Below are 25,124 nucleotides of genomic sequence, written 5' to 3'. Positions count from 1 at the left end.
TTGTCTCGCACCTAACGGAGCGAGACGGACTAATAGTCACATAATAAAACGCATAATATCAAGTTTTTTGCACACCTGATATTATGCGTTTTTCAGATTTTAAAGGCTTTTTCCCAGCCTTCATTTTACATATGTTTCAAACGTTCAATCCGTTCTGAGATAGGTGGGTGGGTATAAAAGAGTTTTTGGAACCCTCCACCTTTCTTAGGATCATTGATATAAAGCGCACTGCTGGCATCATCGACAGGACGACTCATCGGTTTACTATTATCCAACTTACGTAGAGCATTAATCATCCCTTGAGGATTGCGGGTCAACTCGACACTAGAAGCATCAGCTAGGAATTCCCTCTGACGAGAAATAGCTAGTTGCACCAAGGTTGCAGCGAGAGGCGCCAGCACAATAGCTAGTAGGGAAACCACTAGCATAATGATTTCAAGACCATTTCCATCTCTATCATCGTCACTTCGTCTGCGATCTGCTCCACCCCACCACATCATACGACCTGCCATACTAGAAAGCATGGTGATAGCACTAGCAAGGGCAACAGCAATAGTCGAAATGCGGATATCGTAATTACGAATATGACTGACTTCATGTCCCATAACAGCTTCTAGTTCTTCACGATTCATGATAGCAAGGAGACCTGACGTCGCAGCAACCGCTGCGTTTTGAGGGTTAGAACCTGTCGCAAAGGCATTTAAGGCTGGATCATCAATGATGAAAACACGGGGCATAGGAATCTGAGCGACCATAGCCATATCTTCCACTACATGGTAGAGGTCTGGTGCCGTTTGTTCATCCACCTCACGCGCTCCATTCATGGACATGACAATCTCTGTCGATTGAAAAATCATGGACAAGGCATAGATAAAGCCGATAATCAGTGCGGTAACCAAACCACCAAGCCCAGACCGCATAAAGAGGTAACCAACCGCATAACCAACAAGAGCTAAGAGTAGGAAAAATACCAGCAATAAAATCCACGTTTTTCGTTTATTGCTTGCAATTTGATCAAACAACATCTTAGTCACCTAAACCGCTAAAATCAACCTTAGGAACTGCCTTTTCCTCTTCTGGTGTTTGAAGGAAATCTGCTGCTTTAAATCCAAACATTCCAGCGATAATATTGCTTGGGAAAGTTTCTAATTTTACATTGTAGTTGCTAACAACACTGTTGTAAAGTTGACGAGAGTAAGAAATTTTATTTTCTGTGTTTGTCAACTCCTCTTGCAATTTAACAAAGTTTGCACTAGCTTTCAAATCTGGATAGCTTTCTGCAACTGCAAAAATACCTGAAACCTGACGAGTGAGGGCATCACTAGCTTTCATAGCTTCTGCTGGTGAAGTTGCTGCCGCCACTTGGTTACGCAGTTCTGCCACCTTTTCAAGGGTAGAACCTTCATATTTGGCATAACCTTTTACAGTCTCAATCAAGTTTGGCAAGAGGTCATTTCGACGTTTCAACTGAACATCAATTTGGCTCCAAGCTTCCTTTGTTTGCATACGATTCTTAACCAAACCGTTATAGCTAACAATCACAAAAATAACAACAAGAGCGATAACTCCAAGAATAATCCAAGTCATTATATAAGTCCTTTCTACTTTTAGATTAGTACCAGTATATCAAATTTTTAATGATTATGGTAAAATAAGATGATACTAAAGAAGGAAATAACTATGAAACCAGAAACATTTTACAACCTGCTTGCCAATCAGAATCTTCCACTTTCGGACCAGCAAAAAGAAAAATTTGAACGTTATTTTGAACTCTTGGTCGAGTGGAATGAAAAGATTAATTTAACAGCCATTACGGACAAGGATGAAGTTTATCTCAAACATTTTTACGATTCGATTGCACCCATTCTGCAAGGTTTGATTCCCAATGAAAATATCAAATTGCTTGATATTGGAGCTGGGGCAGGATTTCCTAGTCTACCGATGAAAATCCTCTATCCTCAGTTAGATGTAACTATCATTGATTCGCTCAACAAGCGCATCAACTTCCTCCAACTTTTGGCTCAAGAACTGGATTTGGATGGTGTTCATTTCTATCATGGACGTGCAGAAGACTTGGCCCAAGACAAGAACTTCCGTGCTCAATATGATTTTGTAACGGCTCGTGCGGTTGCCCGCATGCAAGTGCTATCTGAATTAACTATTCCCTACCTTAAAGTTGGCGGAAAACTATTGGCACTCAAGGCCAGCAATGCGCCTGAGGAATTATTAGAAGCTAAGAATGCCCTCAACCTCCTTTTTAGTAAGGTCGAAGACAATCTCAGCTACGCCCTACCAAATGGAGATCCGCGTTACATCACAGTGGTGGAAAAGAAAAAAGAAACACCAAATAAATATCCAAGAAAGGCTGGCATGCCCAACAAACGCCCGCTTTAAATTTTTTAGTAAAAAATGTTTACAAAGTCAACCTCGCTCTTTCATTTCCGAGCTCGAGAAAAAATGATTTACAAAATCATTTTTTTCTGCTATACTATCCTAAGCAAAGGTTTTTAATGTCATCCCGTGAGGTGACGAAGACGCAGAAATACTTGAAACTCTTTAAAGTCTAGATTTTAAAGAAGTCTTACTCTGAGGGCCTATTGCTGTAAAATAATGGGCTCTTTTTTGATGCCCAAAAGTGAGGTTTATATGAAACAAGAATCAACTGTTGATTTGTTACTAGACGTTGACCAACGTCCTTCGGCTGGAAAAGGAATTCTCCTTAGTTTCCAACACGTTTTCGCCATGTTTGGTGCGACCATCTTGGTACCCTTGATTTTGGGAATGCCTGTATCTGTTGCCCTTTTTGCTTCAGGTGTTGGGACACTCATCTATATGATTTCAACTGGTTTTAGAGTTCCAGTTTATCTAGGATCATCATTCGCCTTTATCACAGCAATGTCCCTAGCTATGAAGGAACTAGGAGGGGATGTATCAGCTGCACAAACAGGGGTTATCTTTACAGGTTTTATCTATGTCCTTGTCGCTGCTGGTGTTCGTTTTGCAGGTACAAAATGGATTGATAAACTCTTGCCACCAATCATCATCGGACCTATGATCATCGTTATCGGTCTTGGACTTGCAGGTTCAGCTGTTACCAATGCTGGTCTTGTAGCTGATGGAAACTGGAAAAATGCTCTTGTAGCAGTTGTTACTTTCTTGATTGCTGCCTTTATCAATACAAAAGGAAAAGGATTCCTACGAATCATTCCATTCCTCTTTGCCATTATCGGTGGTTACCTCTTCGCTCTAACTCTTGGCTTAGTTGACTTTACACCAGTTCTTAAAGCTAACTGGTTCGAAATTCCTGGTTTCTACTTGCCATTTAGCACAGGTGGTGCCTTTAAAGAATACAATCTTTACTTTGGTCCAGAAACCATCGCTATCTTGCCAATCGCTATCGTAACAATTTCTGAGCATATCGGAGACCATACTGTTTTGGGTCAAATCTGTGGCCGTCAATTCTTGAAAGAACCAGGTCTTCATCGTACTCTTCTTGGTGACGGTATCGCAACTTCTGTCTCTGCCTTCCTTGGTGGACCAGCCAATACAACTTACGGAGAAAATACAGGGGTTATCGGTATGACTCGTATCGCTTCTGTCTCAGTTATCCGTAACGCTGCCTTTATCGCGATTGCCCTTAGCTTCCTTGGTAAATTCACTGCATTGATTTCAACTATTCCAAACGCTGTACTTGGTGGTATGTCAATCCTTCTCTATGGAGTTATCGCCAGCAACGGTTTGAAAGTCTTGATCAAAGAACGTGTTGATTTCGCTCAAATGCGTAACCTAATCATCGCAAGTGCTATGTTGGTCCTTGGACTTGGAGGAGCTATCCTTAAACTCGGTCCAGTTACCCTTTCAGGAACTGCCCTATCAGCCATGACAGGAATCATCTTGAACTTGATCTTGCCATACGAAAATAAAGACTAAGAATCCAAACACATCAAAAAACGAGCATTTCCAATTACGGAAGTGCTCGTTTTTCTTCTTTCTAAAAAAGGAAAGCCCTGCGGCCTTCCTTTGTCTTACTTGCGTTTCTTCTTCGCTTTTTTCATTTTGTTAGCCATTCGTTTCATGGACTGTTTCATGGCAAATTCACCGATTTTACCTTTGAGTCCGCCACCAAACATCTGGCTCATATCTGGCATTCCTGCTCCTCCGAGAGCTGACAAGTCAGGCATACCACCTTGTCCCATCATTCCTTCAAGGGCAGACATATCCATTCCTCCCATATTTGGCATATTTTTAGGAAGGTTATTTGGATTGATACCCATTTGCTTCATCATCTTGTTCATATCGCCAGACATAACACCCTGCATGAGCTGTTTAGCTTGGTTAAAGTCTTTGATGAATTTATTGACTTCGACAAAGGTATTTCCAGAACCTGCAGCGATACGACGGCGACGGCTTGGATTTAACAAATCTGGATTTTCACGCTCTTCAGGCGTCATAGAAGACACAATGGCACGTTTGCGCGCAATCTGGCGCTCATCCACCTTCATATTTTGAAGGGCTGGATTGTTGGCCATACCTGGAATCATCTTGAGCAAGTCTTCCATCGGTCCCATGTTTTGCACCTGATCCAACTGATCGATGAAATCATTGAAATCGAAGGTGTTTTCACGCATCTTTTCAGCCATTTCAAGGGCTTTTTGCTCATCGTATTCCTGAGAAGCTTTCTCAATCAAAGTGAGCATATCCCCCATGCCAAGGATACGGCTAGACATACGGTCTGGATGGAAGGTTTCAATGTCCGTAATCTTTTCACCTGTACCAGTGAACTTGATTGGTTTTCCTGTGATGTGACGAACAGATAGAGCCGCACCACCACGAGTATCCCCATCAATCTTGGTAAGGATGACCCCAGTCACTTCCAACTGAGCATTGAACTCACGCGCAACATTGGCAGCTTCTTGACCAATCATAGCATCAACCACGAGCAGAATTTCATTTGGTTGAGCTAGTGCTTTCACGTCACGAAGCTCATTCATCAAAAGCTCATCAATCTGCAAACGACCTGCCGTATCTATCAAGACATAGTCGTTGTGGTTGGCTTGGGCTTGCTCCAAACCTTGACGAACAATCTCAACAGCTGGTACTTCCGTTCCAAGTGCGAAGACAGGCACATCAATCTGTTGTCCCAAGGTCTTAAGCTGGTCAATGGCAGCTGGACGATAAATATCCGCCGCAATCATCAAAGGACGAGCATTTTCTTCTTTCTTGAGTTTGTTGGCCAATTTACCAGCAAAGGTTGTTTTACCAGCCCCCTGCAAACCGACCATCATGATGATTGTAGGAATCTTAGGTGACTTGATAATTTCTGCCGTATCAGAACCTAAAACAGCTGTCAGTTCCTCATCAACGATTTTAATAATTTGTTGCGCAGGATTAAGGGTATCAATGACCTCATGCCCGACTGCACGCTCACGAACCTTCTTGATAAAGTCCTTTACAACAGGCAAGGCAACATCGGCTTCAAGCAAGGCCAAGCGAATCTCTTTGGTTGCTTCTTGGACATCGGCTTCAGAGATTTTTCCTTTTTTACGTAGATTTTTAAAGACGTTCTGCAAACGTTCTGTTAAACTTTCAAATGCCATTATTTTCTCCTATTTTTTCAATTCAGTGGAAATCGTCCGAAATGTTGCAAACTCTCTAGTTCTTCGGTTGTGACTTCTTTAATGATTTCATTTGGATATCCCCAACAGCTAAATCCTTCTTTAAGGGCTTGAGGAATAGAATCAGGTGAGAGAATTTGTAGTCTTGTAGGAAATGGTTCCTCTGCAGCTAATAGTTTGCAAGGTATTCCTTTATAGACAACAAGATTTTCCATGATTACTCCCTATTATCAATACTGGTCAAAATCTCAATTTGCTCTTGCAGAAAAGCATCCTTGGGATAGCGCTCCAAAATCTGATCAAAAATCTGACTGCGGACAATGTAGTCCGAGTACATGTGCAATTTCATCTCATAATCTTCCAGAATCTTTTCTGTCCGCTTGATATTATCATAGACAGCCTGACGACTGACACCAAATTCCTCAGCAATTTCAGCAAGGCTGTAATCATCAGCGTAGTAGAGCTCGATATAATTCATTTGCTTATCTGTCAAAAGCGCCGCATAAAATTCAAAGAGCGCATTCATACGATTGGTTTTTTCAATTTCCATAACTTTTATTATACCAAAAAATAGCCTAATCTACCACATTAGCAGGCTAATCCGAGAAGATAGCCAGGTAAATTTGAAAAAAACAAGAGACTAGCCCCAAGTAATTTCCAATTGATAGCTGGCAAAGGGATGTCCCTCTTGATTTTGTAGTTGATAATCTAGTTCAATCTTTTGCCCATCAACTTGATAATGGCTCGTTTGGATGATAAACTCCTGCATGCCCATAGGTGTAGGAATATAGGCTAAACTATCGCTATCCTTTAGAAAGCGCATAATGGTCTTGGGATTAGAAAATCGACTCATCACAAGTTCTTGACCATGAAATTTAATAACCACTTTTTCCTTTTCCTCATTATAGAAAAGCAGGTAGCTATAATCTCCTTTTTCATGCACTTCCACATCATAAAGCTGGTCAATCACTTCCAACTGCTCATCAAACTGAATCGTATTTCGCATCCGAATCTTCACATCAGGTCCTCTTTCTTCTCTCTTGTCCTACTATTTTACCAAAAACTCTAGCTTTTTGCTATAATGGTCATATGAACGAAAAAGTATTCCGTGACCCAGTTCACAACTACATCCATGTCAATAATCAAATCATCTATGACTTGATTAATACAAAAGAATTTCAGCGTTTGCGTCGTATCAAACAACTGGGAACTTCCAGTTATACCTTCCACGGTGGAGAACATAGTCGCTTCTCTCACTGTCTAGGAGTCTATGAAATTGCACGACGCATCACAGAGATTTTTGAAGAAAAATATCCAGACGAATGGGATCCTGCCGAATCTCTCTTGACCATGACCGCTGCTCTCCTACATGACCTTGGACATGGTGCCTACTCCCATACTTTTGAACATCTCTTTGATACAGACCACGAAGCCATTACTCAGGAGATTATCCAAAGTCCTGAAACGGAGATTCACCAAGTCCTGCTACAAGTAGCACCTGACTTCCCAGAAAAGGTGGCCAGTGTCATAGACCACACCTATTCTAACAAACAGGTCGTGCAGCTTATTTCTAGCCAGATCGATGCGGATCGCATGGACTATCTCTTGCGCGACTCCTATTTTACAGGAGCATCTTATGGGGAATTTGACCTGACTCGCATCCTCCGAGTCATTCGTCCTGTCGAAAATGGTATCGCCTTTCAGCACAACGGCATGCATGCAATCGAAGACTACGTCCTCAGTCGCTACCAGATGTACATGCAGGTTTATTTTCATCCTGCAACACGCGCCATGGAGGTCCTCCTTCAAAACCTTCTCAAACGGGCTAAGGAACTTTATCCAGAAGATAAGGACTTCTTTGCACGAACTTCCCCACACCTCCTGCCTTTCTTTGAAAAAAATGTGACCTTGTCTGACTATCTGGCTCTGGATGATGGTGTGATGAATACCTACTTCCAGCTCTGGATAACCAGTCCTGACAAGATTCTTGCAGACCTGTCGCAACGCTTTGTCAACCGCAAGGTCTTTAAATCCATTACCTTTTCACAAGAGGACCAAGACCAACTCGCTAGCCTGAGAAAATTGGTTGAGGACATCGGCTTTGATCCAGACTACTATACTGCTATTCATAAGAACTTTGACCTCCCTTATGATATCTATCGTCCCGAATCTGAAAATCCACGGACACAGATTGAGATTTTACAAAAAAATGGAGAACTGGCCGAACTCTCTAGCCTGTCTCCTATCGTCCAGTCCCTTGCTGGTAGTCGTCACGGAGATAATCGTTTCTATTTCCCGAAAGAAATGCTGGACCAAAACAGCATCTTCGCAAGTATTACCCAGCAATTTTTACACTTGATTGAGAACGATCATTTTACCCCAAATAAAAACTAGAAGAGGAATTTTATGAGTATTAAACTAATAGCCGTCGATATCGACGGAACCCTAGTCAACAGCCAAAAGGAGATCACTCCTGAAGTCTTTTCTGCCATCCAAGATGCCAAAGAAGCTGGTGTCAAAGTCGTGATTGCAACTGGCCGCCCCATCGCAGGCGTTGCCAAACTTCTAGACGACTTGCAGTTGAGAGACGAGGGTGACTATGTTGTAACCTTCAACGGTGCCCTTGTCCAAGAAACTGCTACTGGACATGAGATTATCAGCGAATCCTTGACTTATGAGGATTATCTGGATATGGAATTCCTCAGTCGCAAGCTCGGTGTCCACATGCACGCTATTACAAAGGACGGGATCTATACTGCCAATCGTAATATCGGAAAATATACAGTGCACGAATCAACCCTCGTCAGCATGCCAATTTTCTACCGTACACCTGAAGAAATGTCTGACAAGGAAATTGTTAAGTGTATGTTCATCGATGAACCAGAAATTCTCGATGCTGCCATTGAAAAAATCCCAGCAGAATTTTATGAGCGCTACTCTATTAACAAATCTGCTCCTTTCTACCTCGAACTCCTTAAAAAGAATGTAGACAAGGGTTCAGCTATTACTCACTTAGCTGAAAAACTCGGATTGACCAAAGATGAAACCATGGCTATCGGTGACGAAGAAAATGACCGTGCCATGCTGGAAGTCGTTGGAAACCCCGTTGTCATGGAAAACGGAAATCCAGAAATCAAAAAAATCGCCAAATACATCACCAAAACAAATGACGAATCTGGCGTTGCCCATGCCATCCGTACATGGGTACTGTAAAATAATTTGAATATAGAAAAAGCACTCCAGAAGTTAGAGATAATGTACTGACCTCAAAAGTTAGACAGAAAAAATCTTACTTTTGGGGTGCAGTTTAAAATTCAGTATTTTTGGTTTCTAGTTCTATCCCCTTAATAATTATTAAATCTGAAAAAGGTAGTACATTATGTAAAACCTTTTTCAATTTTTTATTTTACTACGAATTAATATTATTTTTTCTAATGATAATTGATCCACTAATCTTCCTTTATAAATATTGCAGTGCTTTTCTTAGTTAGCTTTTTTTCATAACTCTTTATAAGAATAACCAATAAACTACTTAGTAATCCCAAAATAACTAGACTTAATCTCGGATTTAAAAGCCAATTAAAATAAGCAGCTAGTATCCCTCCAAAAGGAGCAAAAATGGTAGCTATTACAAAAGAACTCGAAAGTATCTTTCCGATATTATACACAGTACTTTCTTGTTGCTGTATTGTTATAATCGAGACAGAAGCTATTGTAATCAATCCACTCAAAATTGAATAACAAATTCCAAAAAATATCCAATTTTCTACTATTCCACTCGCCATAATGACAAGTGGGATGGTTGCCATTGATATATTCATTAAAATTAAGGCATCCTTCTTATTCAAAAAGTAGAAAGAAAGGTTACTGTTATCAACCTTCCAAATCCAGCAATTGAGTAAACAATCCCAACAAGACTATTTGATAATTTCAATTACGTCCATTTTTTTCTCTCATTAATTGGACATAACCCTTTGTTTCTATTTTTGAATTTAAAAACGAGAACTCTCCGCACATTTTCTCATAAAAATTATTATAATCTTCTTTTGAAAAATCTCCTAAAATCTCTATTTCAAGATAAAATCCAAGACCATCAATCTTATCTAGATTAATCGTTTTATTTTCTAATGCGTCATGATAAGTCTTTCTATATTTACTTATTGTGAAAATATTTGAAAAACCATCTTGCAAGATATTTCTTACAAATTCTAATTTTTCAGATTCTAACTCTATTTCACTTTCACTCCACATTCCTTGTTTTATCGTATCTTTTCTTGTGAAAATACTTGCTCTATTATCATCTTCTTGACGAATTCTGTAGATAAAGCTACCTACCTCATCATTTTCAAATTCTCTTCCTTTTATTTTGAAATATTCATCAACTTGCTTATTTTCACTCTTAAATTTATAAGATTTTTCTAAATATGAAATAGCATTATTATAATCTCTCTCATCGTTGAGTTCAAATCTAACTTCTAATTCATTCATTAAGTTTACCTCTCAATTCTTCAAAGGCTGAAGTCTTTTTACATTAACTCAGTCTATAGTAAGTTTCTGTAGATGTTTTATGGACAAAAAGCCTAATATTTTCTTGCACTCATTTTAGCACTTCAATATAATACTGTCAAGGATTTTGATAATATTTTTTATTTATTTTTATTAAATACATATTTGTATCTTTTTGGATTAAAAAAGCGATGCTTAATTGAACATCGTCTTTACTATTCTGTTATATCTGCAATATAATGCTCGATTTTAAGAGCCATTGACATATTTCCCTCAAGCTTATAAAGGAAATAAGCCGTTTCAAAGTACTCTTTTACTGCAACTTTAGAAGAAAAATTCTTACTGACATTTCCCATCAATAAATACAAATCAGCCAAAAGATACGTTGTTCTATACGTCTTACATTGCTTTATCGTATCTGTGATTTTAGTAATAGCCTCTTCAGTATTATTCTGCAACCATAGATAGCGACAAATATTATAATTAAATTTAATAGAAAGGTTTAATTCTTCGATTGTGTTTAACTGGAGTTGATTTACTTGATACTCTAACTTTTCTCTAATTTCATTAAAACTCTCTAAATCTTCAATGTCATAATAAAAATTGAATAGAGTATTTGCAACTTGAAGGTAGGTCAAGTCAGTTACACTTAACTGAGACAGTACCTTCTCCAATCTTGCCACAGCCTCCTCTTTTTGCCCATAGAAATAAAAATCTATAAGAGATTTTATCCACTCCATATAAAACTTATCTACTAGAGACAAGCGATGTACTTTTACACTCTCTAGTTCATATATATATTTCAAAGACTCATAATTTCGATTTGTGATAAATGTCTGAGCTAACTTCTTAAACTCTGATAGCTCGTCAATCTCCTCTTCAATTTGCTCATTAAAAAAATAATCCATACTAACTTTTAACTTCTTAGACAGAGCATATAAAAAGTCTGCTCCTGGAGTAAATTCTCCATTCTCTAATCGACTAATCTGTCCCTGTTTACATATCCCCTCAGCCAATTCTCGCTGAGACATTTTTAATTCTTTTCGTCTATTTTTTAATCTTGTTGCTAATAGTGTGCCCACGTTTGCATTTTCCTTTTCTATTCGATTTCAATTTCAATTGTAACATGATTAAATTCTAAATACAAATTAATAAACCAAAAGATACAAATTATATATAAACAATAACTAGATAGGTTATTTTTGAAAATCTATCCCTTCTTCTTTTGAAATTTTCTTACTTAAACGATTAATAAACGTATTCACTTTAAATGGATTAGATATTAGACTATCATGTTTAAATTTTGTTATTAATATATTTAACAGACCACAAATAGTCTTTTACAACATATCACATTCAGGGGAATAATAACGATTTTCCCCATTTTTTAGGCTCTCTATTTCATAACAATCAATTCATTTTATCACATACCTTAGCCCGAAAAATCCACACCCAATCTTTTTGAAAGTTGTTTAAAGCTTTGTACTTGCTTTCTAAGTTCATAGAGCTGAACCTTAACCTCATTTGTCCAATTCCATAATAAAAATAAGGACATTCTAACAAAGGAAGTCCTTATTTTTTAACTAATAGATGTCAAAGTTACTTTGCTGATCCACTTTATCTGTACTCATTGATCAAAATATAACTTTTGCTCAAAATTTGGTCAAAAAAAAACAAAAAATACTAAATTATTTTTAAAAATGAACTTGTGATAATTGCCTTCAAATAAACATTTTGAATTTTCTTTGTCTTTCTTTACATTTCTAAAAATGCCCCCTGCCGGAATCGAACCAGCAACTACTCCTTAGGAGGGAGTTGTTATATCCATTGAACTAAGGGAGCTAGATAAAAACTCTGCTGAAAAAGCAGAGTTTTTTAGTCGAATTAACGACGGATTTCTTTGATACGAGCTGCTTTACCTTGAAGAGCACGCAAGTAGTACAATTTCGCACGACGTACTTTACCGTAACGAACAACTTCGATTTTTTCAACACGTGGAGTGTGGATTGGGAAGATACGCTCAACACCTACACCGTTAGAGATTTTACGAACTGTGTAGTTTTCTGAGATGCCAGCACCTTTACGTGCGATAACAACACCTTCAAAAATCTGGATACGTTCACGGTTACCTTCGACAACTTTCGCGTGTACACGAACAGTGTCACCAGGACGGAATGATGGGATATCTGTACGAAGTTGACCTTCAGTCAAGCTTTGGATTAATGGATTCATTTTATTCTCCTATCTTTGTCAATCTTGAGGAACCTTCCTCAGCGGATAAACTGTATTTTTGTGCGTCCATTACACACAAGATACAGTTTACCAAATTTCCACAAAAAAGTAAAGAAATTTATAGCAGAATTCCTAAAAAAATCGCAACCAAACCACCTAGGTAGGTCAAAGCCAGGTAAGAATAAAAGACCTTCTTATCACTTAACAGTCTTTGAAGTTCGTCATTCAAGGTCGAAAAAGTTGTCAAACCTCCGCAAAATCCTGTTGCTAGAATAGCATAGACTTCCTTGGACTCCACATGATTGTAAAATAATCCAATCAAAAAACAACCCAAAAGATTGGCTATGAGCGTTCCGAGGGGCAATTTAAATGCTTGATTATAGCGGGAAAAGAAATAGCGCACTAAAGCTCCGAAACCACAAGCAATTGCAAGATAGACGATTACCATTTTTTCCTCCCTAAATAGTAAGCTAAAAGCAGACCTCCACCAATGCTCAAAAGCAAATACATGATCAAACTAAGATAACGCCCTGTATCAAGCAGTTTCACAGCATCAAGCATGAGACTAGAAAAGGTTGTTAAACCGCCACAAAAGCCCGTCCCCAGTGCTAAAATAACGCCTTTACTGGTTCCCTTATAGACTAAATAGCCCTTAACAAGATACACCAAGCAGAAAATGCCTAGATAGTTAACAAGAAGGGTGCCCAAGGGGAAATCTTGGCTGGCTGGTAACCAAGTGGAAACTAGATAGCGGACAAGTCCACCCACCATGGCAGCTAGAAAAATCCCTAGCGGATAAAATTGTTCTTTTTTCATTTGATATTTTGATCCTGATAATCACGCGAACGTTTGAGTATGTCCGAAAATGTTGCTACAATAGTCTCCTGATAGCGCTTGTCTTCTACACGATTTCTGACCTTTTCAAAAATAATTGCTTCTCTCTTGGTATCTAAAATCGGTTTCCCTGAAGCCTTCTTATAAGCGACAACCCCTTCAACTAAATGCATTCGTTCTTCTAAGAGCTTGACAATTTGATCGTCAATTTGATCAATTTCTTGACGAATAATATCTAAATCCATACAATCTCCTCCTTTATTTGAATTATTGTATCAAAAAGCCACCAAATAGGCTAGTAAAATCCCAACTCACGATAAAAAACTGCACTGATTGATTACATCAGCGCAGTTTTATTCTTATCCTACTTTAGCAGCCAATTCTTCTGCGAATTGTTCCAAGCGTTCAATGTCTTCTTCCTCAGCAGAAAGATCAACTTTAACACATTCTGAACCTTTTTCTGCTCCTGTCGCTACAAAAACGCGGTCAAAGTCATCTACCGCCTTACAGAATTCATCGTAGAAGGTATCTCCTGAGCCAACCACTCCGTAGATTTTGCCATTCAAGTTGAGATCTGCTAGGTCTTCGTAGAAGTCCATCATCTCATCTGGCAATTCCCCATCACCATAAGTATAGGTCGCAACGATAGCGATGTCTGCTTCCAAGAAGTCTGAAGCGTCAACAGTTGTACATTCATCAACATCGACATCCAAGCCCAAGTCACGTAATTTGTCTGCTACAATATCTGCAATTTCTTCGGTATTACCGGTCATACTGGCAAATACAATTTTTGCTAATGCCATATCGTCCTCCTCAATTTATCTTTCTCCATTATATCACATCTTTTTCATTTTAAAAATAAAAATTCTTGTGCTACAATGAAATGAGAAAGAATTGAGGTTATTTATGGAAATTTGCCATCAAATTTTAGAAAAAATCAAAGAATACGACACGATTATCATTCACCGTCATATGAAACCAGACCCTGATGCCTTGGGCAGTCAGGTAGGATTGAAAGCTCTTCTCAAACATCATTTCCCAGAAAAAACTATCAAAGCAGTTGGTTTTGATGAACCAACTCTTACTTGGATGGCTGAGATGGACTTTGTTGAAGATAGTGTCTACCAAGGTGCCCTTGTCATCGTATGTGATACGGCGAATACTGCTCGTATCGATGATAAGCGCTATAGTCAAGGTGATTTTCTCATTAAGATTGACCACCATCCAAATGATGATGTATATGGTGACCTATCTTGGGTGGATACTAGTTCAAGCAGCGCTAGTGAGATGATTACCCTATTTGCCCAAACAACCCAACTGGCCTTGTCAGATCGAGCTGCTGAATTGCTCTTTGCAGGAATTGTTGGTGATACAGGTCGCTTCCTCTACCCTTCTACCACTGCACGGACTCTTCGCCTGGCTGCTTATCTAAGAGAACATAACTTTGACTTTGCGGCTCTCACTCGCAAAATGGACACTATGAGTTACAAAATTGCTAAACTTCAGGGCTACATCTACGACCATCTGGAAGTGGATGAAAATGGCGCAGCTCGCGTGATTCTGAGTCAGGAAATCTTAAAACGATTCAATGTCACCGATGCGGAAACTGCAGCCATTGTAGGCGCACCTGGACGCATTGACAGTGTTAGTCTCTGGGGAATTTTTGTGGAGCAGGCTGATGGCCACTACCGAGTTCGCTTACGCAGTAAAATCCATCCTATCAATGAAATTGCCAAAGAACATGATGGTGGAGGCCACCCTCTAGCAAGCGGTGCTAATTCCTATAGTTTAGAAGAAAACGAAATCATCTACCAAAAGTTAAAAAACTTGCTTAAAAACTGATAAAATACTTGCCAAACTTTTCAGAATCTGATAGACTAGTATGGTAACAATCTATGGCTCGCAAAGAGACCATGGCAGAAAGGAAATATTGCAAAATGAAAAAAGATATCCATCCAGAATATCGCCCAGTTGTCTTCATGGACACAACTACTGGTTACCAATTCCTTAGCGGTTCAACAAAACGCTCTAACGAAACAGTTGAGTTCGAAGGCGAAACTTACCCATTGATCCGTGTGGAAATTTCATCAGACTCACACCCATTCTACACTGGACGTCAAAAGTTCACTCAAGCAGATGGACGCGTGGATCGTTTCAACAAAAAATACGGTCTCAAATAATAATAAAAAGACAGCTTCGGCTGTTCTTTTTTGTTTCTTGAAATCAACTGCTGTTTCCATGTTCCAAACTCATACTCTTCGAAAATCAAATTCATTCGTAATCCAAATCGTTTACGTCGATTTCGATAAGTTGTTGAAAACATTTTAAACGTTTTTACTTAGGCCAAAATATTCTCAACCTTGATTCTCTCTTTAGATAGCACATGATTATAGGATTTATCTTTAAGAGTTAGTGGCTTAAGTTTACTTGATTTCCTCGGAGTTTGCGTTTGTGAATACATCTTCATGATCCCTTGATAACCACTGTCTGCTAAGATTTTACCAGCTTGTCCGATGTTTCTGCGACTCATTTTGAACAACTTCATATCGTGGCAATAGTTCACTGCAATATCCAAAGAAACAATTCTCCCTTGGCTTGTGACAATCGCCTGAGCCTTCATAGCATGACATTTCTTTTTACCAGAATAATTGGCTAGTTGATTTTTTTAGGACGATTGATTTTTACCTCTGTTGCATCCACAATCACCGTATCCTCAGCACTAAGATGAGTTTTTGAAATCGTAAAACCATTTTGAATAAGAGTTGCTTCAACCCATTGACTCTGACGGATTAAGTTGCTTTCGTGAATACCAAAATCAGCCGCAATTTGTTCATAAGTGCGGTATTCTCGCATATATTGAAGAGTAGCCATGAGGAGGTCATCTAGGCTTAACTTAGGGGTTCGTCCACCTTTCGCGTGTTTACGTTGATAAGCTGTTTTTAACACAGCTAACATCTCTTCAAAAGTAGTGCGCTGAACACCAACAAGGCGCTTAAATAATGCATCAGTTAATTGTTTACTTACTTCATAATTAATAGTTTTATTGTATCATATTTTGTTTCGCAGGAAGTCTACTTTTATTTTCCACTGCTAAGTACAATTCTTAGATTCACTCAAAAAAAGATTAGATTCTTAACCCCAAAATTGATAAAATAGGAAAGAAAATAAGATAAAAGGAAACTGAAAATCACCATGATGAACATGCAAAAATTGAACATACTGTTTTTAATTTTTGTAAACATCAAAAAGGTTGGTTTAAAAGGATTTTAAGCCCTTAAGATTTTTTATCCAACACTACTATTCACGCATCCAAGGCAAAATCTTGGCAAAAAAATACAGTAGCAAAGAGTACACCAAACTACCACTCATTATGGGCGGTAGTTTTCTTTTTGTCTAAAATAGAGATAAAAAGATAGGTGGTAGCCTTATGCGTTACGGTTATGTTCGAGTATCTACAAGAGAACAAAATATTGATAGGCAATTTTCAGCCTTGGTAGAAAATAAATTAGCAAAAGAAAATATTTTTATTGATTATGTTTCAGGAAAGGATTTTGACAGAATAGAATATCAAAAATTATTAACTACCTTGAAGGAGAATGATGAATTAGTTATTAAATCAATTGATAGATTGGGAAGAAACTATGATGAAATTTTAGAACAATGGCAATCAATTACTAAGAAAAAGAAAGTAAATATAACTGTTTTAGATTTCCCCTTATTAAACACAAAGAACAGCGATGACAATATCACAGGAAAACTAATATCCGATATCGTTTTGCAAGTTCTATCTTATGTGGCACAGTTTGAAAGAGAACAAATCAAACAAAGACAAATGGAAGGAATACGAGAAGCAAAGAAAAAAGGGAAAAAATTCGGTAGACCAAAATTACTTGTTCCGAATAATCTCCCTGATGTGATAGCTCAATATACGAAAAAAGAAATAACCTTACGAGAAGGTGCAGACATCTTAGGAGTATCAAAAAGCACCTTTCATAATTGGATAAAAAATTCATAGTTCCTGTCAAAAAACCTAGGATTTTTTGGACAGGAAATACACTTTATTTTAGAACCATTTTCGTTAGAAAAAAGGTTCTAAAATCCAGCATTTTGACCGATTATTATTACACTACCATTCTATCAAGTTTGTCCAAAAAAGTCTAGATTTTAGGACAAACTGATTACTTTACAACAAATAAAAATAGGGGGTATTAAATGAATGCACAAACAAACTAAAAAATTTACACTTGCAACTATCTCAGCTCTATCACTTCTTGGCACTGGAGTCATCACAGCTAATCAAGTATCAGCTAGCGAGAATACGAGTACTGAAAAACAAATAGACGCAACAATTACAAAAGTTGAAATTGATTATTTTGGACTTAGCTTCGAAGGAAAACTTTCAGAGCCACTACAACACGGAGGTGATAAGGCTGCTAAGGGAAATGTTACTCTAATTGAGAAAGCGACCGGAAAAATTGTGTACCAAAGTCACGATGCTGTCATTTTTAGTGGCTTAACTAAAGATGTCAGTGATCAATTTTTACAACCTTTATTTTATAGCAATCAATTTAAAGGTGATATTTTTGTTTCAGAACAATTTCCAGATGGAACATATATTTTGGAGATGTCTGGAGAAGCTGGTTCGCCTTACGGTGACTTAACTGATACAAGAAAACGTGTCTTTAAAGTTAGAAAAGATGTGACTATCGGAAATCCTTCTACAAATTCAAATACTAACACAACAACTCAATCAGGTTCGAATTCTAATATCTCAGGTAGTTGGCTACAATCTGGTTCTCGTTGGTGGTACAAACACGCCGACGGTTCCTATACAACTAATGGCTGGGAAAAAATCAATGGTGTTTGGTATCGTTTTGACAACTCTGGCTGGATGCAAACTGGCTGGGTAAAAGACGGTAACTGGTACTATCTTCAAGACTCAGGCGCTATGAAAACTGGCTGGATGAAGGTATCTGGTAAATGGTACTATGCTTATAGCTCTGGTGCACTAGCAATCAATACAACGACACCTGATGGCTATCGTGTCAATTACAACGGTGAGTGGGTTTAACATACAATAGGAATAGATTAAGGAGACAATTATATGAACAAAGTTATAAAAATTGAAGATGAAACAGTTTATGTTGGAAAAGGTGATAATGGCCAATTTACTGCAATTTCAAGAAAAAGTTTTGGTTTTGAACCACAAGTAGGTGATTATGTAGAATTTTATCAAAACGGTGACGAGTATATTGTTTCAAAAATAGATAACAGATCTCCAGTTAACTCTACTCAACATTCAAATGGAGTGAGCGATAAATCTAAACTGGCCGCAGCCTTATTTGCCCTATTTTTAGGAGAACTTGGGGGCTACGATTTTTACATTGGAAATGCCAAACAAGGATACAAGCGTATCGGCATAACTCTGCTAGCTATCATTCCTATTTTATTGCCATTTGTTTTACTAGCAAATGCAATTTGGAATATTATAATTACTATTCAAGTTTTAACGTCCAAAACTGGTAGCAAATGGCACCAAGATGCTCAAGGTTTAGAATTGCAAGATTAAACATATGAAAAAATTATTTCTATTCAGTATTAGTATTTTAGCTATCTCTATTTTAACGGCTTGCCAACATCAGAGTGAAAATACTTCTGCAACAAGTTCTAAAGCGATTGCCTCAAGTACTAGTTCAACTTCTTCCACATCGGAAGAGAAGAAAAATGATTACACCCTATATAATCCTGTCCTTAAAGAATATGCCAAAGTATTAGATGGTTCATCAGCTTCACCTAAAGAGCTCAATTCAAAAGCAAACTTTAAAAATACTTATCCTAAAGAATACTCTCGACTACAATACAGCTTGTATGATTTAGACCAAAATGGTACGGACGAACTTTTGGTTGCCCTTAAAACGGATTCTAACTATTACGATTTATTAGATATTCGAACTCTTAAAAATGACGAAGTTATTCGACTGACCAATGCAGAAAACAATCTGGACTTTATTGGAGAGCGAGTACATTTTAATCCTTTAGAAAATGGCTATTTCCAATTATCTACCCGTGTATCTACTAATCAAATCCAAGTTAAGCTATACAAGTTAAATCAGGATGGAACACGGTTAGAGTTAATTAGCGAATCAGATACAGAAGAGGGACTGGGGACAAAACCACCTTCCCTTGACATAAGATCTTTCTCTTGGAAATCTGTCACAAATCTCATAAATGAAGAACCCTCCCTTCAGTCAGAAATGCAAGGGATGGATATTTCTGCAATTCAAAATGGAGATTTTTCTAGTGTTGCAGGAACTTGGAGAAATCCTACAGGTATTGAATTCACCTTTGACAAAAATGGTTTAGTAAGTGATCAGTCCAAGATTTCAATTGAACATGCTAAAGAAATTGACAACTTTCTTAAGGCAAATATACTTCCTAAAGATGGAGGTGCTGGTGGCTCTGCCCTTGCCTTTTTACCAGCTGGAACACCTCTAACCATGTCTGTCACCTCTTCTCCAGATAATGGCTATACTGACCAATCTGATACAACACAAGATCGTTTATGGTCTGGACAACAACTTATTAATGGCCACACTGACGGATTTTTCTACAAAGTAGAATAGTGTTAGTAAACCCTTGAACGAGCTCATAAAATATCTAGCAACTTTTCATAAACACATATAGGATAAATATTCTTATGCTCTTAGAATATCTATCCTATATTTTTATTCCATCTACATCCCTATCGATACTTGATAAATTCACTCTAAAAAAGATTAGACTTTTGACATCAAAATTGATAAAATAAAAAGGAAAATAATTGTAAAAGGAAACTATAAATCACCATGATGAACATGCAAAACATGATGCGTCAAGCACAAAAACTTCAAAAACAAATGGAACAAAGCCAAGCTGAACTTGCTGCTATGCAATTTGTTGGCAAATCTGCTCAAGACCTTGTCCAAGCGACATTAACTGGAGATAAGAAAGTTGTCAGCATTGACTTCAATCCAGCTGTCGTTGACCCAGAAGACCTCGAAACTCTTTCAGATATGACTGTTCAAGCCATCAACTCTGCTCTTGAACAAATCGATGAAACTACCAAGAAAAAATTGGGGGCTTTCGCTGGAAAATTGCCATTCTAAGCATAAGAAAAACAAGCATTCAAGAGAATACTTGCCTATCATGGGAGGAACAACTGTTCCTCTTTTTGATTACTAAAAATTAAAGAATTCCATGGCCTGTTTGAAAAGCAATTCCGTATACTCTGGGTCTTCTTGGGCAATGGTAACCTGATCTTGAATCATTTCCAAGTCATCCGTTATCATGCCGTCTGCCCCCAAATGAACAGATTTATCAAAGGACTCTGAACTATTGATGGTCCACACGTACAATTTCTGATCGGTATTCCAAAGCTTGTTGACAAAATTTTCATCTAAAGTTGAATACTCCATGGTGTAACCTGTAGCCTTGGTTCTTGGAAAAATACTATTATAAGGTAGGATTAAAAAGACTGGAATTTGAGTATCGTAGACTAAAACCTGGTCAATCACATGGTAGTCCAAGGATTGCATTTGGTGACCATTCTGCTTAAGAACAGTTCCATATTTTTCCATAAAGCGTTTCATCATATCTGGACTATCTTTTCGACTGGTTTTAATTTCAATAAGGAGTTTTTGATGCAATTCATTGGCTTTATTGAGATAGTCATCAAAACTAGACACCTTGCTATGATAGCCATTTTCTGAAATATCAAGTTTGGTTAATTCTTCCAAAGTGAGATCCTGAGGATTGGCATTGACTCCTGTCAGATTCTTGATATTGGCATCATGCATCATGACAAACTGGCCATCTTTTGTTTCCTGAACATCTGTCTCAACGAAATCTGGAGATAACTGAGCGGTTTTTTCTAGTGATTGGACTGTATTTTGCACACCATTCTTATTAGATACTCCCCTGTGAGAAATGATTAAAGGTTTATTGGCAACTGGAGCTTCTAAATAAACATAACCCTCAAGAGCGAAAAAGATACCAGCACAGCCCATCACTCCCCATCTCATCCAGTGGTCTTTCTTTCTCCTTGGTGTGATTTCTAGTTCTTCTCCTGTTAAGAAGGAAACAAATTTAATGAGAAAGTAAGTCAAGGCCATATAGTGGAAATTCTTAATCAAGACAAAGTTGATAATTCCCAGCACAAGAGATTCCTTATGGGTCAAACCATCCATCAGCACCTGACTTGCTAATATTGGAATCAATAAAAGAATGAAAAATAGGTAGGTTTTGACGATAATCCAAAGCAAGTTCCAAATATAAAACCAGGAGTGCTTTCTTGTCTTCTCTAGACTATATCTGACCGCTTCTTTGACTGTTTTTTTCTCAAATAAAAGCTGAGGTAGAGCAAACATGAAACGCACTGAAATGTAAAATAGCAGTAAAGCCAGAATAGTAACCACTATACCTACTAGCCAATACTTGTCTTCTACATAATCAACAATAAAGTCTGGAATGACAATTTTATTGAGGTAGTAAATCTTTAAAATCTTTCGAAGCAATGGAAAGAGCATCATGACATAAAAGAAGATAAAGGCTATCTTTGCAAGCGTGACTTGCTTCATAAACAAGAAACTTTGGCGAAAGACCTTACGACTGTACTCCAGCAAGGTCCTTTTTTCATGGCATAATAAATGCCGAGCACCAATAAAGAGAAGTCCTATCTGGTAATAGGCGACCAATAAATTAACAATTACCAGAACAAATAAAGCAAGACTAATAAAGGGTGAACCCGTTATAATGGCAAAAATATTGTTGTAGGAAAGAAAGAGATAGCCTGTCTGACGGAGCAAAAGTCCAGCAATCCAAGAATTTGATGGTAACCAGACAAACTCAATCATCATGAAAGTCAAGAAGAAAAGAAAGAGTATTTTATCTAGATTAAAGTATATCTGCTTAAAACCTAGATTTTTAGGTTTTTCAGGTTTCATAGGCACTCCTAGTCAAATAATTGAGACAAGTCCAAGCCTCCAAAAGGATTATTCGAGAGGTTACTTTCTGCCCCTAACAACTCTCTAGCTTGATCCGACTCTAGAAAGGACTCGTAAACACGCGCCGTCATACGAGCATCCTCTAAGCTATTATGAGACTGACCTTGAAATCCAAGAAATGAGGCAACAGTTTGCAATTTGAGATTGGCAATACCATGTAAATCCGAACTCCGACGTTCAAAAGCTTCATCATACAAATCTACCTTGTACTGCTGACTGTAGTCTAAACCATGCTCTGCTAGAATAGGCAAATCACTTTTAGCAGCATTGTAGCCTACCATGGGTAAAGAACCCACAAACTCTTGGAAATCTTTTATAACTTTCTCCACTGGAGGGGCATCTTTTAAGGTCTCAGCTGTAATCCCAGTCAAACCATTGATAAAACTCTTTAGAGGCACACTAGTATGAACATAGGAATCATAGGCATCGATTTCCTGACCATCTCTAAAACGCACTGCCGATACTTGAATCAAGTGTGCTTGCCCTTCATGCTGATTAAATTCTAAGTCAAAAGCAATGTAATCTTCTAATCGTTCCATTCTCTACCTCTCCTATACTGTTATTTTATACTCTTCGAAAATCAAATTCAAACCACGTCAACGTCGCCTTGCCGTACTCAAGTACAGCCTGCGGCTAGTTTCCTAGTTTGCTCTTTGATTTTCATTGAGTATTACTTGAGCAACTATACTATTTAGAAACAAAAGAAGCCATCAGGTTAGCATTTAACCTAAACAGCTCCTTGATTATCCTCCAAATAAACGAGCAAAAAAGCCTTTCTTAGTTGATTGGACTTCTTCTTTTGCTTGGTCCAGCTCTAGCTTAAGATTTTCTTGATCCTTCATGGCTTGAAGGGTCAATTGTTGCTGCTGATCGAGTTGTTTGTCTTTCTCAGCAATCTGACGGTCTTTGATACGCATCTGCTCGTCTTTTTCTGATAACTGACGATCCTTGGCTTTTAATTGTTCATAAAGACGGAGAATTTCTGCATTCTTCTCATCAACTAGAATCTCCATCAGTTCACGTTGCTTGACATCTTCACTGACAGGCTCATCTTCAAAAATCGTTTTTTTATAGATTTCTTCTAGCTTAATCAAGCCACTTCTGGTAACGACTGTTACCCCTTTGTCATTTTTATCTGTGTCTTCTTCTGGTAATTCTTTGACACGGTTATTGATTGCTTGGCGAGATAATCCTAAGACCTCTGCAATCTCACTGACGGTCATTTCAATACTCATAATATCCTCTGAAACGTTTTCTAGCTTTTCTTTACTTAAATCTTATCATAAGCTAGAAAAACTGTCAAATTTCCGCTTAAGCTAAAGCCTTCAAAAAGGCTAACAAGACTTGGGCAGAGCGACGTCCAGCTTCGATAATAAACTCATCAAAAGAGATGTTTGCTTTATGGTTGGCATTGTCACTCATAGCTCGGATAACTAAGACTGGAAGATTAAGGGCATGCGCTGCCTGAGCAATAGCTGCTCCCTCCATCTCAACTGCTAAAACTTCTGGGAAATGGGACTTAATCGCTTCTATCTTATCATTTCCTGCAACAAAACTATCTCCTGTAGCAATCAAACCAAGATGCCAATTTTGATCCAATTGAGATAAACTCTCTTGGATTTTGGCGACAAAGGTTTTATCTGATTCAAAATAAAGCGGTTGTTGCGCCATTTGTCCATAAGCATAGCCAAAAGCTGTAACATCCACGTCATGATAGGCTAATTTGTCAGCAATCACAACATCTCCAACAGCAATACCTTCTGCTACTGCCCCAGCTGATCCCGTATTAATCACAGCATCCACTTGGAAATGATCAGCCAAAATCGCCACACTCATAGCAGACATGACCTTACCAATTCCACTTTCTACAAGAACTACTTCATGAGAGGCAAGGTTTCCTGTATGATAGGTATTGCCTAAAACAACTTGCTCCTGGGCATTGTCTAAATGCTGGACCAAATAAGCTAGTTCTTCTGGCATAGCTGCAATAATTCCTATTTTCATTTCAATTCCTTTTCTATTACAAAAGTTTCATTGCTAAGACAAGCAAAATCAAGAGAAAGATGACTGCAAATAAAATCTTATTTAACTTAGAATTGAAGACATTTCTCTTAGTATTTTCAATGCGACGGCTTTTATGAATAGACGGTTCGACCTGAATCTTTAAGGTTTCCTGACTAAATCCATGATCCTTAGGATTGGCATAACCAAAACGGGAAGAAGAGGTTGGTAAAATCTTAGTCTCCTCATCATCTAGCAAAGGAGGACCTGAAATTTTTTCGCCTCTATTAGCTCTTTCGATTATTTCATCCGTTAATAAAGGTTTACCCATACTGACCTCCTCTATTTTTTCTGCAATTCCCAATACTGAACAGCCATAATTGTCTTGGCATCACAGATATGACCTAATTTGATTAATTCCTTAGCTTCTTCTAAACTAACTTCAAGGACTTCCAAGGTTTCATCCTCATCCTGCGAACGCGGATTTTCCACCTTTGTCAAATCGCTTGCTAGGTATAGTTTTAACTTTTCATTACAAAAGCCAATGGCTGAGTAAAAATCGTACAAGAGTTCTAATTTCCCTGTATAGGCTGTTTCTTCCTCTAATTCACGCAGTGCTGCTGCGACAGGGTCTGTGTTTTCTCCTACTTCCAATTTTCCGGCTGGAATTTCGTAAGAGGCTGCTTCAATGGCTTTGCGGTACTGCTTGACCAAGATGAGTTTTTGCTCATCCGTTACTGCTAAAACACAGACAGCTCCATTGTGGAAAATCAAATCCCGTTGGGCAGTTCCCTTACCTTCTGGTAATTCAACCTGATCTTGGACCAGTTTAAATATTGGTCCTTGATAGATTTCTTTTCGGCTAAGCGTTTTTTCTTCAAATTCCATGACAGAC

The 25,124-nt window shown here is 38.1% G+C and carries 31 protein-coding genes, 1 tRNA gene and 1 pseudogene; 11 read left to right on the top strand and 22 right to left on the bottom strand.

Annotation, left to right across the window (positions count from 1 at the left end; genetic code table 11):
- Positions 1-125: 125 nt before the first annotated feature.
- Together htpX and RYK12_RS07545 are read right to left on the bottom strand one after the other, a co-directional pair.
- Positions 126-1,025, bottom strand: a complete 900-nt coding sequence (gene htpX / locus RYK12_RS07550; RefSeq protein WP_314848231.1) for a zinc metalloprotease HtpX — start codon at positions 1,023-1,025, stop codon at positions 126-128.
- A 1-nt stretch (position 1,026) separates the two neighbouring features.
- Entirely contained in the window at positions 1,027-1,587 is a 561-nt protein-coding gene (locus tag RYK12_RS07545; protein ID WP_000219828.1) for a LemA family protein, read from the bottom strand.
- 93 nt (positions 1,588-1,680) lie between these two features.
- Between RYK12_RS07545 and rsmG the strand changes: the two genes are divergently transcribed.
- Entirely contained in the window at positions 1,681-2,394 is a 714-nt protein-coding gene (gene rsmG, locus RYK12_RS07540) for a 16S rRNA (guanine(527)-N(7))-methyltransferase RsmG (RefSeq protein ID WP_314848228.1), read from the top strand.
- Between the two features lie 252 nt (positions 2,395-2,646).
- On the top strand, positions 2,647-3,930 hold the full coding sequence (locus tag RYK12_RS07535; protein WP_314848226.1) for a solute carrier family 23 protein: 1,284 nt from the start codon (positions 2,647-2,649) through the stop codon (positions 3,928-3,930).
- 95 nt (positions 3,931-4,025) lie between these two features.
- Here RYK12_RS07535 and ffh read toward each other — a convergent pair whose 3' ends face one another.
- From ffh to RYK12_RS07515, 4 genes are all read right to left on the bottom strand, one after another.
- A complete protein-coding gene (gene ffh, locus RYK12_RS07530) occupies positions 4,026-5,597 on the bottom strand; it encodes a signal recognition particle protein (protein WP_000863612.1) in 1,572 nt (523 codons plus the stop codon).
- 17 nt (positions 5,598-5,614) lie between these two features.
- Positions 5,615-5,830, bottom strand: coding sequence for a hypothetical protein (locus tag RYK12_RS07525; protein WP_060628105.1), 216 nt, complete (start codon positions 5,828-5,830; stop codon positions 5,615-5,617).
- Between the two features lie 2 nt (positions 5,831-5,832).
- Positions 5,833-6,165, bottom strand: a complete 333-nt coding sequence (locus tag RYK12_RS07520) for a putative DNA-binding protein (RefSeq protein WP_261240398.1) — start codon at positions 6,163-6,165, stop codon at positions 5,833-5,835.
- Positions 6,166-6,255: 90 nt separating this feature from the next.
- Complete coding sequence (locus RYK12_RS07515; RefSeq protein ID WP_004238036.1) at positions 6,256-6,633, bottom strand: DUF1934 domain-containing protein; 378 nt, start codon at positions 6,631-6,633, stop codon at positions 6,256-6,258.
- A gap of 71 nt (positions 6,634-6,704) precedes the next feature.
- Between RYK12_RS07515 and RYK12_RS07510 the strand changes: the two genes are divergently transcribed.
- Positions 6,705-8,009 (top strand): HD domain-containing protein, encoded by a 1,305-nt coding sequence (locus tag RYK12_RS07510; RefSeq protein ID WP_261240399.1) that lies wholly within the window; start codon positions 6,705-6,707, stop codon positions 8,007-8,009.
- Positions 8,010-8,021: 12 nt separating this feature from the next.
- Positions 8,022-8,828: a sugar-phosphatase gene (gene yidA, locus RYK12_RS07505; protein WP_101782010.1), complete on the top strand. Its 807-nt coding sequence runs from the start codon at positions 8,022-8,024 to the stop codon at positions 8,826-8,828.
- A 236-nt stretch (positions 8,829-9,064) separates the two neighbouring features.
- On the opposite strand, the gene RYK12_RS07500 is transcribed toward yidA, so the two are convergent.
- The 9 genes from RYK12_RS07500 to RYK12_RS07460 form a co-directional block, all read right to left on the bottom strand.
- Entirely contained in the window at positions 9,065-9,424 is a 360-nt protein-coding gene (locus tag RYK12_RS07500; RefSeq protein WP_314848220.1) for a hypothetical protein, read from the bottom strand.
- A 121-nt stretch (positions 9,425-9,545) separates the two neighbouring features.
- Entirely contained in the window at positions 9,546-10,103 is a 558-nt protein-coding gene (locus RYK12_RS07495) for a CYTH domain-containing protein (protein ID WP_061423856.1), read from the bottom strand.
- Positions 10,104-10,336: 233 nt separating this feature from the next.
- On the bottom strand, positions 10,337-11,203 hold the full coding sequence (locus RYK12_RS07490; RefSeq protein WP_060628097.1) for a helix-turn-helix domain-containing protein: 867 nt from the start codon (positions 11,201-11,203) through the stop codon (positions 10,337-10,339).
- 688 nt (positions 11,204-11,891) lie between these two features.
- Positions 11,892-11,963: transfer RNA gene (locus RYK12_RS07485), tRNA-Arg, on the bottom strand.
- Between the two features lie 42 nt (positions 11,964-12,005).
- A complete protein-coding gene (rplS, locus tag RYK12_RS07480; protein WP_001068669.1) occupies positions 12,006-12,353 on the bottom strand; it encodes a 50S ribosomal protein L19 in 348 nt (115 codons plus the stop codon).
- Between the two features lie 118 nt (positions 12,354-12,471).
- Positions 12,472-12,801 (bottom strand): fluoride efflux transporter CrcB, encoded by a 330-nt coding sequence (crcB, locus tag RYK12_RS07475; protein ID WP_060628094.1) that lies wholly within the window; start codon positions 12,799-12,801, stop codon positions 12,472-12,474.
- Positions 12,795-13,169 (bottom strand): fluoride efflux transporter CrcB, encoded by a 375-nt coding sequence (gene crcB, locus RYK12_RS07470; protein WP_060628091.1) that lies wholly within the window; start codon positions 13,167-13,169, stop codon positions 12,795-12,797. The genes crcB (RYK12_RS07475) and crcB (RYK12_RS07470) overlap by 7 nt, the downstream gene beginning before the upstream one ends.
- Positions 13,166-13,432, bottom strand: coding sequence for a chorismate mutase (locus tag RYK12_RS07465; RefSeq protein ID WP_242745707.1), 267 nt, complete (start codon positions 13,430-13,432; stop codon positions 13,166-13,168). The genes crcB (RYK12_RS07470) and RYK12_RS07465 overlap by 4 nt, the downstream gene beginning before the upstream one ends.
- Positions 13,433-13,546: 114 nt before the next feature.
- Positions 13,547-13,990, bottom strand: coding sequence for a flavodoxin (locus RYK12_RS07460; RefSeq protein ID WP_001162125.1), 444 nt, complete (start codon positions 13,988-13,990; stop codon positions 13,547-13,549).
- 103 nt (positions 13,991-14,093) lie between these two features.
- Here RYK12_RS07460 and RYK12_RS07455 point away from each other — a divergent pair, with 103 nt between their 5' ends.
- Together RYK12_RS07455 and RYK12_RS07450 are read left to right on the top strand one after the other, a co-directional pair.
- The gene (locus RYK12_RS07455) at positions 14,094-15,029 is read left to right on the top strand and encodes a bifunctional oligoribonuclease/PAP phosphatase NrnA (RefSeq protein ID WP_060628090.1); all 936 of its coding nucleotides are present in this window, start codon (positions 14,094-14,096) and stop codon (positions 15,027-15,029) included.
- A gap of 95 nt (positions 15,030-15,124) precedes the next feature.
- Entirely contained in the window at positions 15,125-15,367 is a 243-nt protein-coding gene (locus tag RYK12_RS07450; RefSeq protein WP_000710764.1) for a type B 50S ribosomal protein L31, read from the top strand.
- An 83-nt stretch (positions 15,368-15,450) separates the two neighbouring features.
- Here the strand turns inward: RYK12_RS07450 and RYK12_RS07445 are convergent.
- Positions 15,451-16,223 (bottom strand): annotated as a pseudogene (locus RYK12_RS07445) (IS5 family transposase); the annotation flags it as partial.
- 391 nt (positions 16,224-16,614) lie between these two features.
- Here RYK12_RS07445 and RYK12_RS07440 point away from each other — a divergent pair.
- From RYK12_RS07440 to RYK12_RS07420, 5 genes are all read left to right on the top strand, one after another.
- Entirely contained in the window at positions 16,615-17,202 is a 588-nt protein-coding gene (locus RYK12_RS07440) for a recombinase family protein (RefSeq protein WP_060628084.1), read from the top strand.
- A gap of 237 nt (positions 17,203-17,439) precedes the next feature.
- Complete coding sequence (locus RYK12_RS07435; protein WP_314848233.1) at positions 17,440-18,258, top strand: N-acetylmuramoyl-L-alanine amidase family protein; 819 nt, start codon at positions 17,440-17,442, stop codon at positions 18,256-18,258.
- 33 nt (positions 18,259-18,291) lie between these two features.
- Positions 18,292-18,756 carry a hypothetical protein gene (locus tag RYK12_RS07430; protein WP_314848204.1) on the top strand — a complete coding sequence of 155 codons (465 nt, stop codon included), beginning with the start codon at positions 18,292-18,294 and terminating at the stop codon, positions 18,754-18,756.
- A gap of 4 nt (positions 18,757-18,760) precedes the next feature.
- Complete coding sequence (locus RYK12_RS07425) at positions 18,761-19,810, top strand: DUF6287 domain-containing protein (protein ID WP_261142295.1); 1,050 nt, start codon at positions 18,761-18,763, stop codon at positions 19,808-19,810.
- Between the two features lie 222 nt (positions 19,811-20,032).
- The gene (locus RYK12_RS07420; RefSeq protein ID WP_000981526.1) at positions 20,033-20,332 is read left to right on the top strand and encodes a YbaB/EbfC family nucleoid-associated protein; all 300 of its coding nucleotides are present in this window, start codon (positions 20,033-20,035) and stop codon (positions 20,330-20,332) included.
- Positions 20,333-20,404: 72 nt separating this feature from the next.
- Here the strand turns inward: RYK12_RS07420 and RYK12_RS07415 are convergent, their stop codons facing one another.
- The 6 genes from RYK12_RS07415 to RYK12_RS07390 form a co-directional block, all read right to left on the bottom strand.
- Complete coding sequence (locus RYK12_RS07415) at positions 20,405-22,168, bottom strand: glycerophosphodiester phosphodiesterase (protein ID WP_314848192.1); 1,764 nt, start codon at positions 22,166-22,168, stop codon at positions 20,405-20,407.
- An 8-nt stretch (positions 22,169-22,176) separates the two neighbouring features.
- The gene (locus RYK12_RS07410; protein WP_153210041.1) at positions 22,177-22,767 is read right to left on the bottom strand and encodes a 3'-5' exonuclease; all 591 of its coding nucleotides are present in this window, start codon (positions 22,765-22,767) and stop codon (positions 22,177-22,179) included.
- Between the two features lie 204 nt (positions 22,768-22,971).
- Positions 22,972-23,463 (bottom strand): chromosome segregation protein RocS, encoded by a 492-nt coding sequence (gene rocS / locus RYK12_RS07405; protein WP_000021242.1) that lies wholly within the window; start codon positions 23,461-23,463, stop codon positions 22,972-22,974.
- A 76-nt stretch (positions 23,464-23,539) separates the two neighbouring features.
- Positions 23,540-24,232, bottom strand: a complete 693-nt coding sequence (locus RYK12_RS07400; protein WP_314848178.1) for a 5'-methylthioadenosine/adenosylhomocysteine nucleosidase — start codon at positions 24,230-24,232, stop codon at positions 23,540-23,542.
- A 16-nt stretch (positions 24,233-24,248) separates the two neighbouring features.
- Positions 24,249-24,560: a cell wall synthase accessory phosphoprotein MacP gene (gene macP, locus RYK12_RS07395; RefSeq protein WP_125452959.1), complete on the bottom strand. Its 312-nt coding sequence runs from the start codon at positions 24,558-24,560 to the stop codon at positions 24,249-24,251.
- Between the two features lie 11 nt (positions 24,561-24,571).
- Complete coding sequence (locus RYK12_RS07390; protein WP_314848176.1) at positions 24,572-25,117, bottom strand: NUDIX hydrolase; 546 nt, start codon at positions 25,115-25,117, stop codon at positions 24,572-24,574.
- Between the last annotated feature and the right edge of the window lie 7 nt (positions 25,118-25,124).

This window comes from uncultured Streptococcus sp. (assembly GCF_963518475.1).
Taxonomy (GTDB): domain Bacteria; phylum Bacillota; class Bacilli; order Lactobacillales; family Streptococcaceae; genus Streptococcus.
This window is presented reverse-complemented; position numbering and strand designations above follow the sequence as displayed.

Coding starts and splice junctions, on each gene's coding strand:
- htpX (WP_314848231.1), bottom strand. CDS start 1,025: ATGTTGTTTGATCAAATTGCAAGCAATAAACGAAAAACGTGGATTTTA.
- RYK12_RS07545 (WP_000219828.1), bottom strand. CDS start 1,587: ATGACTTGGATTATTCTTGGAGTTATCGCTCTTGTTGTTATTTTTGTG.
- rsmG (WP_314848228.1), top strand. CDS start 1,681: ATGAAACCAGAAACATTTTACAACCTGCTTGCCAATCAGAATCTTCCA.
- RYK12_RS07535 (WP_314848226.1), top strand. CDS start 2,647: ATGAAACAAGAATCAACTGTTGATTTGTTACTAGACGTTGACCAACGT.
- ffh (WP_000863612.1), bottom strand. CDS start 5,597: ATGGCATTTGAAAGTTTAACAGAACGTTTGCAGAACGTCTTTAAAAAT.
- RYK12_RS07525 (WP_060628105.1), bottom strand. CDS start 5,830: ATGGAAAATCTTGTTGTCTATAAAGGAATACCTTGCAAACTATTAGCT.
- RYK12_RS07520 (WP_261240398.1), bottom strand. CDS start 6,165: ATGGAAATTGAAAAAACCAATCGTATGAATGCGCTCTTTGAATTTTAT.
- RYK12_RS07510 (WP_261240399.1), top strand. CDS start 6,705: ATGAACGAAAAAGTATTCCGTGACCCAGTTCACAACTACATCCATGTC.
- yidA (WP_101782010.1), top strand. CDS start 8,022: ATGAGTATTAAACTAATAGCCGTCGATATCGACGGAACCCTAGTCAAC.
- RYK12_RS07500 (WP_314848220.1), bottom strand. CDS start 9,424: ATGGCAACCATCCCACTTGTCATTATGGCGAGTGGAATAGTAGAAAAT.
- RYK12_RS07495 (WP_061423856.1), bottom strand. CDS start 10,103: ATGAATGAATTAGAAGTTAGATTTGAACTCAACGATGAGAGAGATTAT.
- rplS (WP_001068669.1), bottom strand. CDS start 12,353: ATGAATCCATTAATCCAAAGCTTGACTGAAGGTCAACTTCGTACAGAT.
- crcB (WP_060628094.1), bottom strand. CDS start 12,801: ATGGTAATCGTCTATCTTGCAATTGCTTGTGGTTTCGGAGCTTTAGTG.
- crcB (WP_060628091.1), bottom strand. CDS start 13,169: ATGAAAAAAGAACAATTTTATCCGCTAGGGATTTTTCTAGCTGCCATG.
- RYK12_RS07465 (WP_242745707.1), bottom strand. CDS start 13,432: ATGGATTTAGATATTATTCGTCAAGAAATTGATCAAATTGACGATCAA.
- RYK12_RS07460 (WP_001162125.1), bottom strand. CDS start 13,990: ATGGCATTAGCAAAAATTGTATTTGCCAGTATGACCGGTAATACCGAA.
- RYK12_RS07455 (WP_060628090.1), top strand. CDS start 14,094: ATGGAAATTTGCCATCAAATTTTAGAAAAAATCAAAGAATACGACACG.
- RYK12_RS07450 (WP_000710764.1), top strand. CDS start 15,125: ATGAAAAAAGATATCCATCCAGAATATCGCCCAGTTGTCTTCATGGAC.
- RYK12_RS07440 (WP_060628084.1), top strand. CDS start 16,615: ATGCGTTACGGTTATGTTCGAGTATCTACAAGAGAACAAAATATTGAT.
- RYK12_RS07430 (WP_314848204.1), top strand. CDS start 18,292: ATGAACAAAGTTATAAAAATTGAAGATGAAACAGTTTATGTTGGAAAA.
- RYK12_RS07425 (WP_261142295.1), top strand. CDS start 18,761: ATGAAAAAATTATTTCTATTCAGTATTAGTATTTTAGCTATCTCTATT.
- RYK12_RS07420 (WP_000981526.1), top strand. CDS start 20,033: ATGATGAACATGCAAAACATGATGCGTCAAGCACAAAAACTTCAAAAA.
- RYK12_RS07415 (WP_314848192.1), bottom strand. CDS start 22,168: ATGAAACCTGAAAAACCTAAAAATCTAGGTTTTAAGCAGATATACTTT.
- RYK12_RS07410 (WP_153210041.1), bottom strand. CDS start 22,767: ATGGAACGATTAGAAGATTACATTGCTTTTGACTTAGAATTTAATCAG.
- rocS (WP_000021242.1), bottom strand. CDS start 23,463: ATGAGTATTGAAATGACCGTCAGTGAGATTGCAGAGGTCTTAGGATTA.
- RYK12_RS07400 (WP_314848178.1), bottom strand. CDS start 24,232: ATGAAAATAGGAATTATTGCAGCTATGCCAGAAGAACTAGCTTATTTG.
- macP (WP_125452959.1), bottom strand. CDS start 24,560: ATGGGTAAACCTTTATTAACGGATGAAATAATCGAAAGAGCTAATAGA.
- RYK12_RS07390 (WP_314848176.1), bottom strand. CDS start 25,117: ATGGAATTTGAAGAAAAAACGCTTAGCCGAAAAGAAATCTATCAAGGA.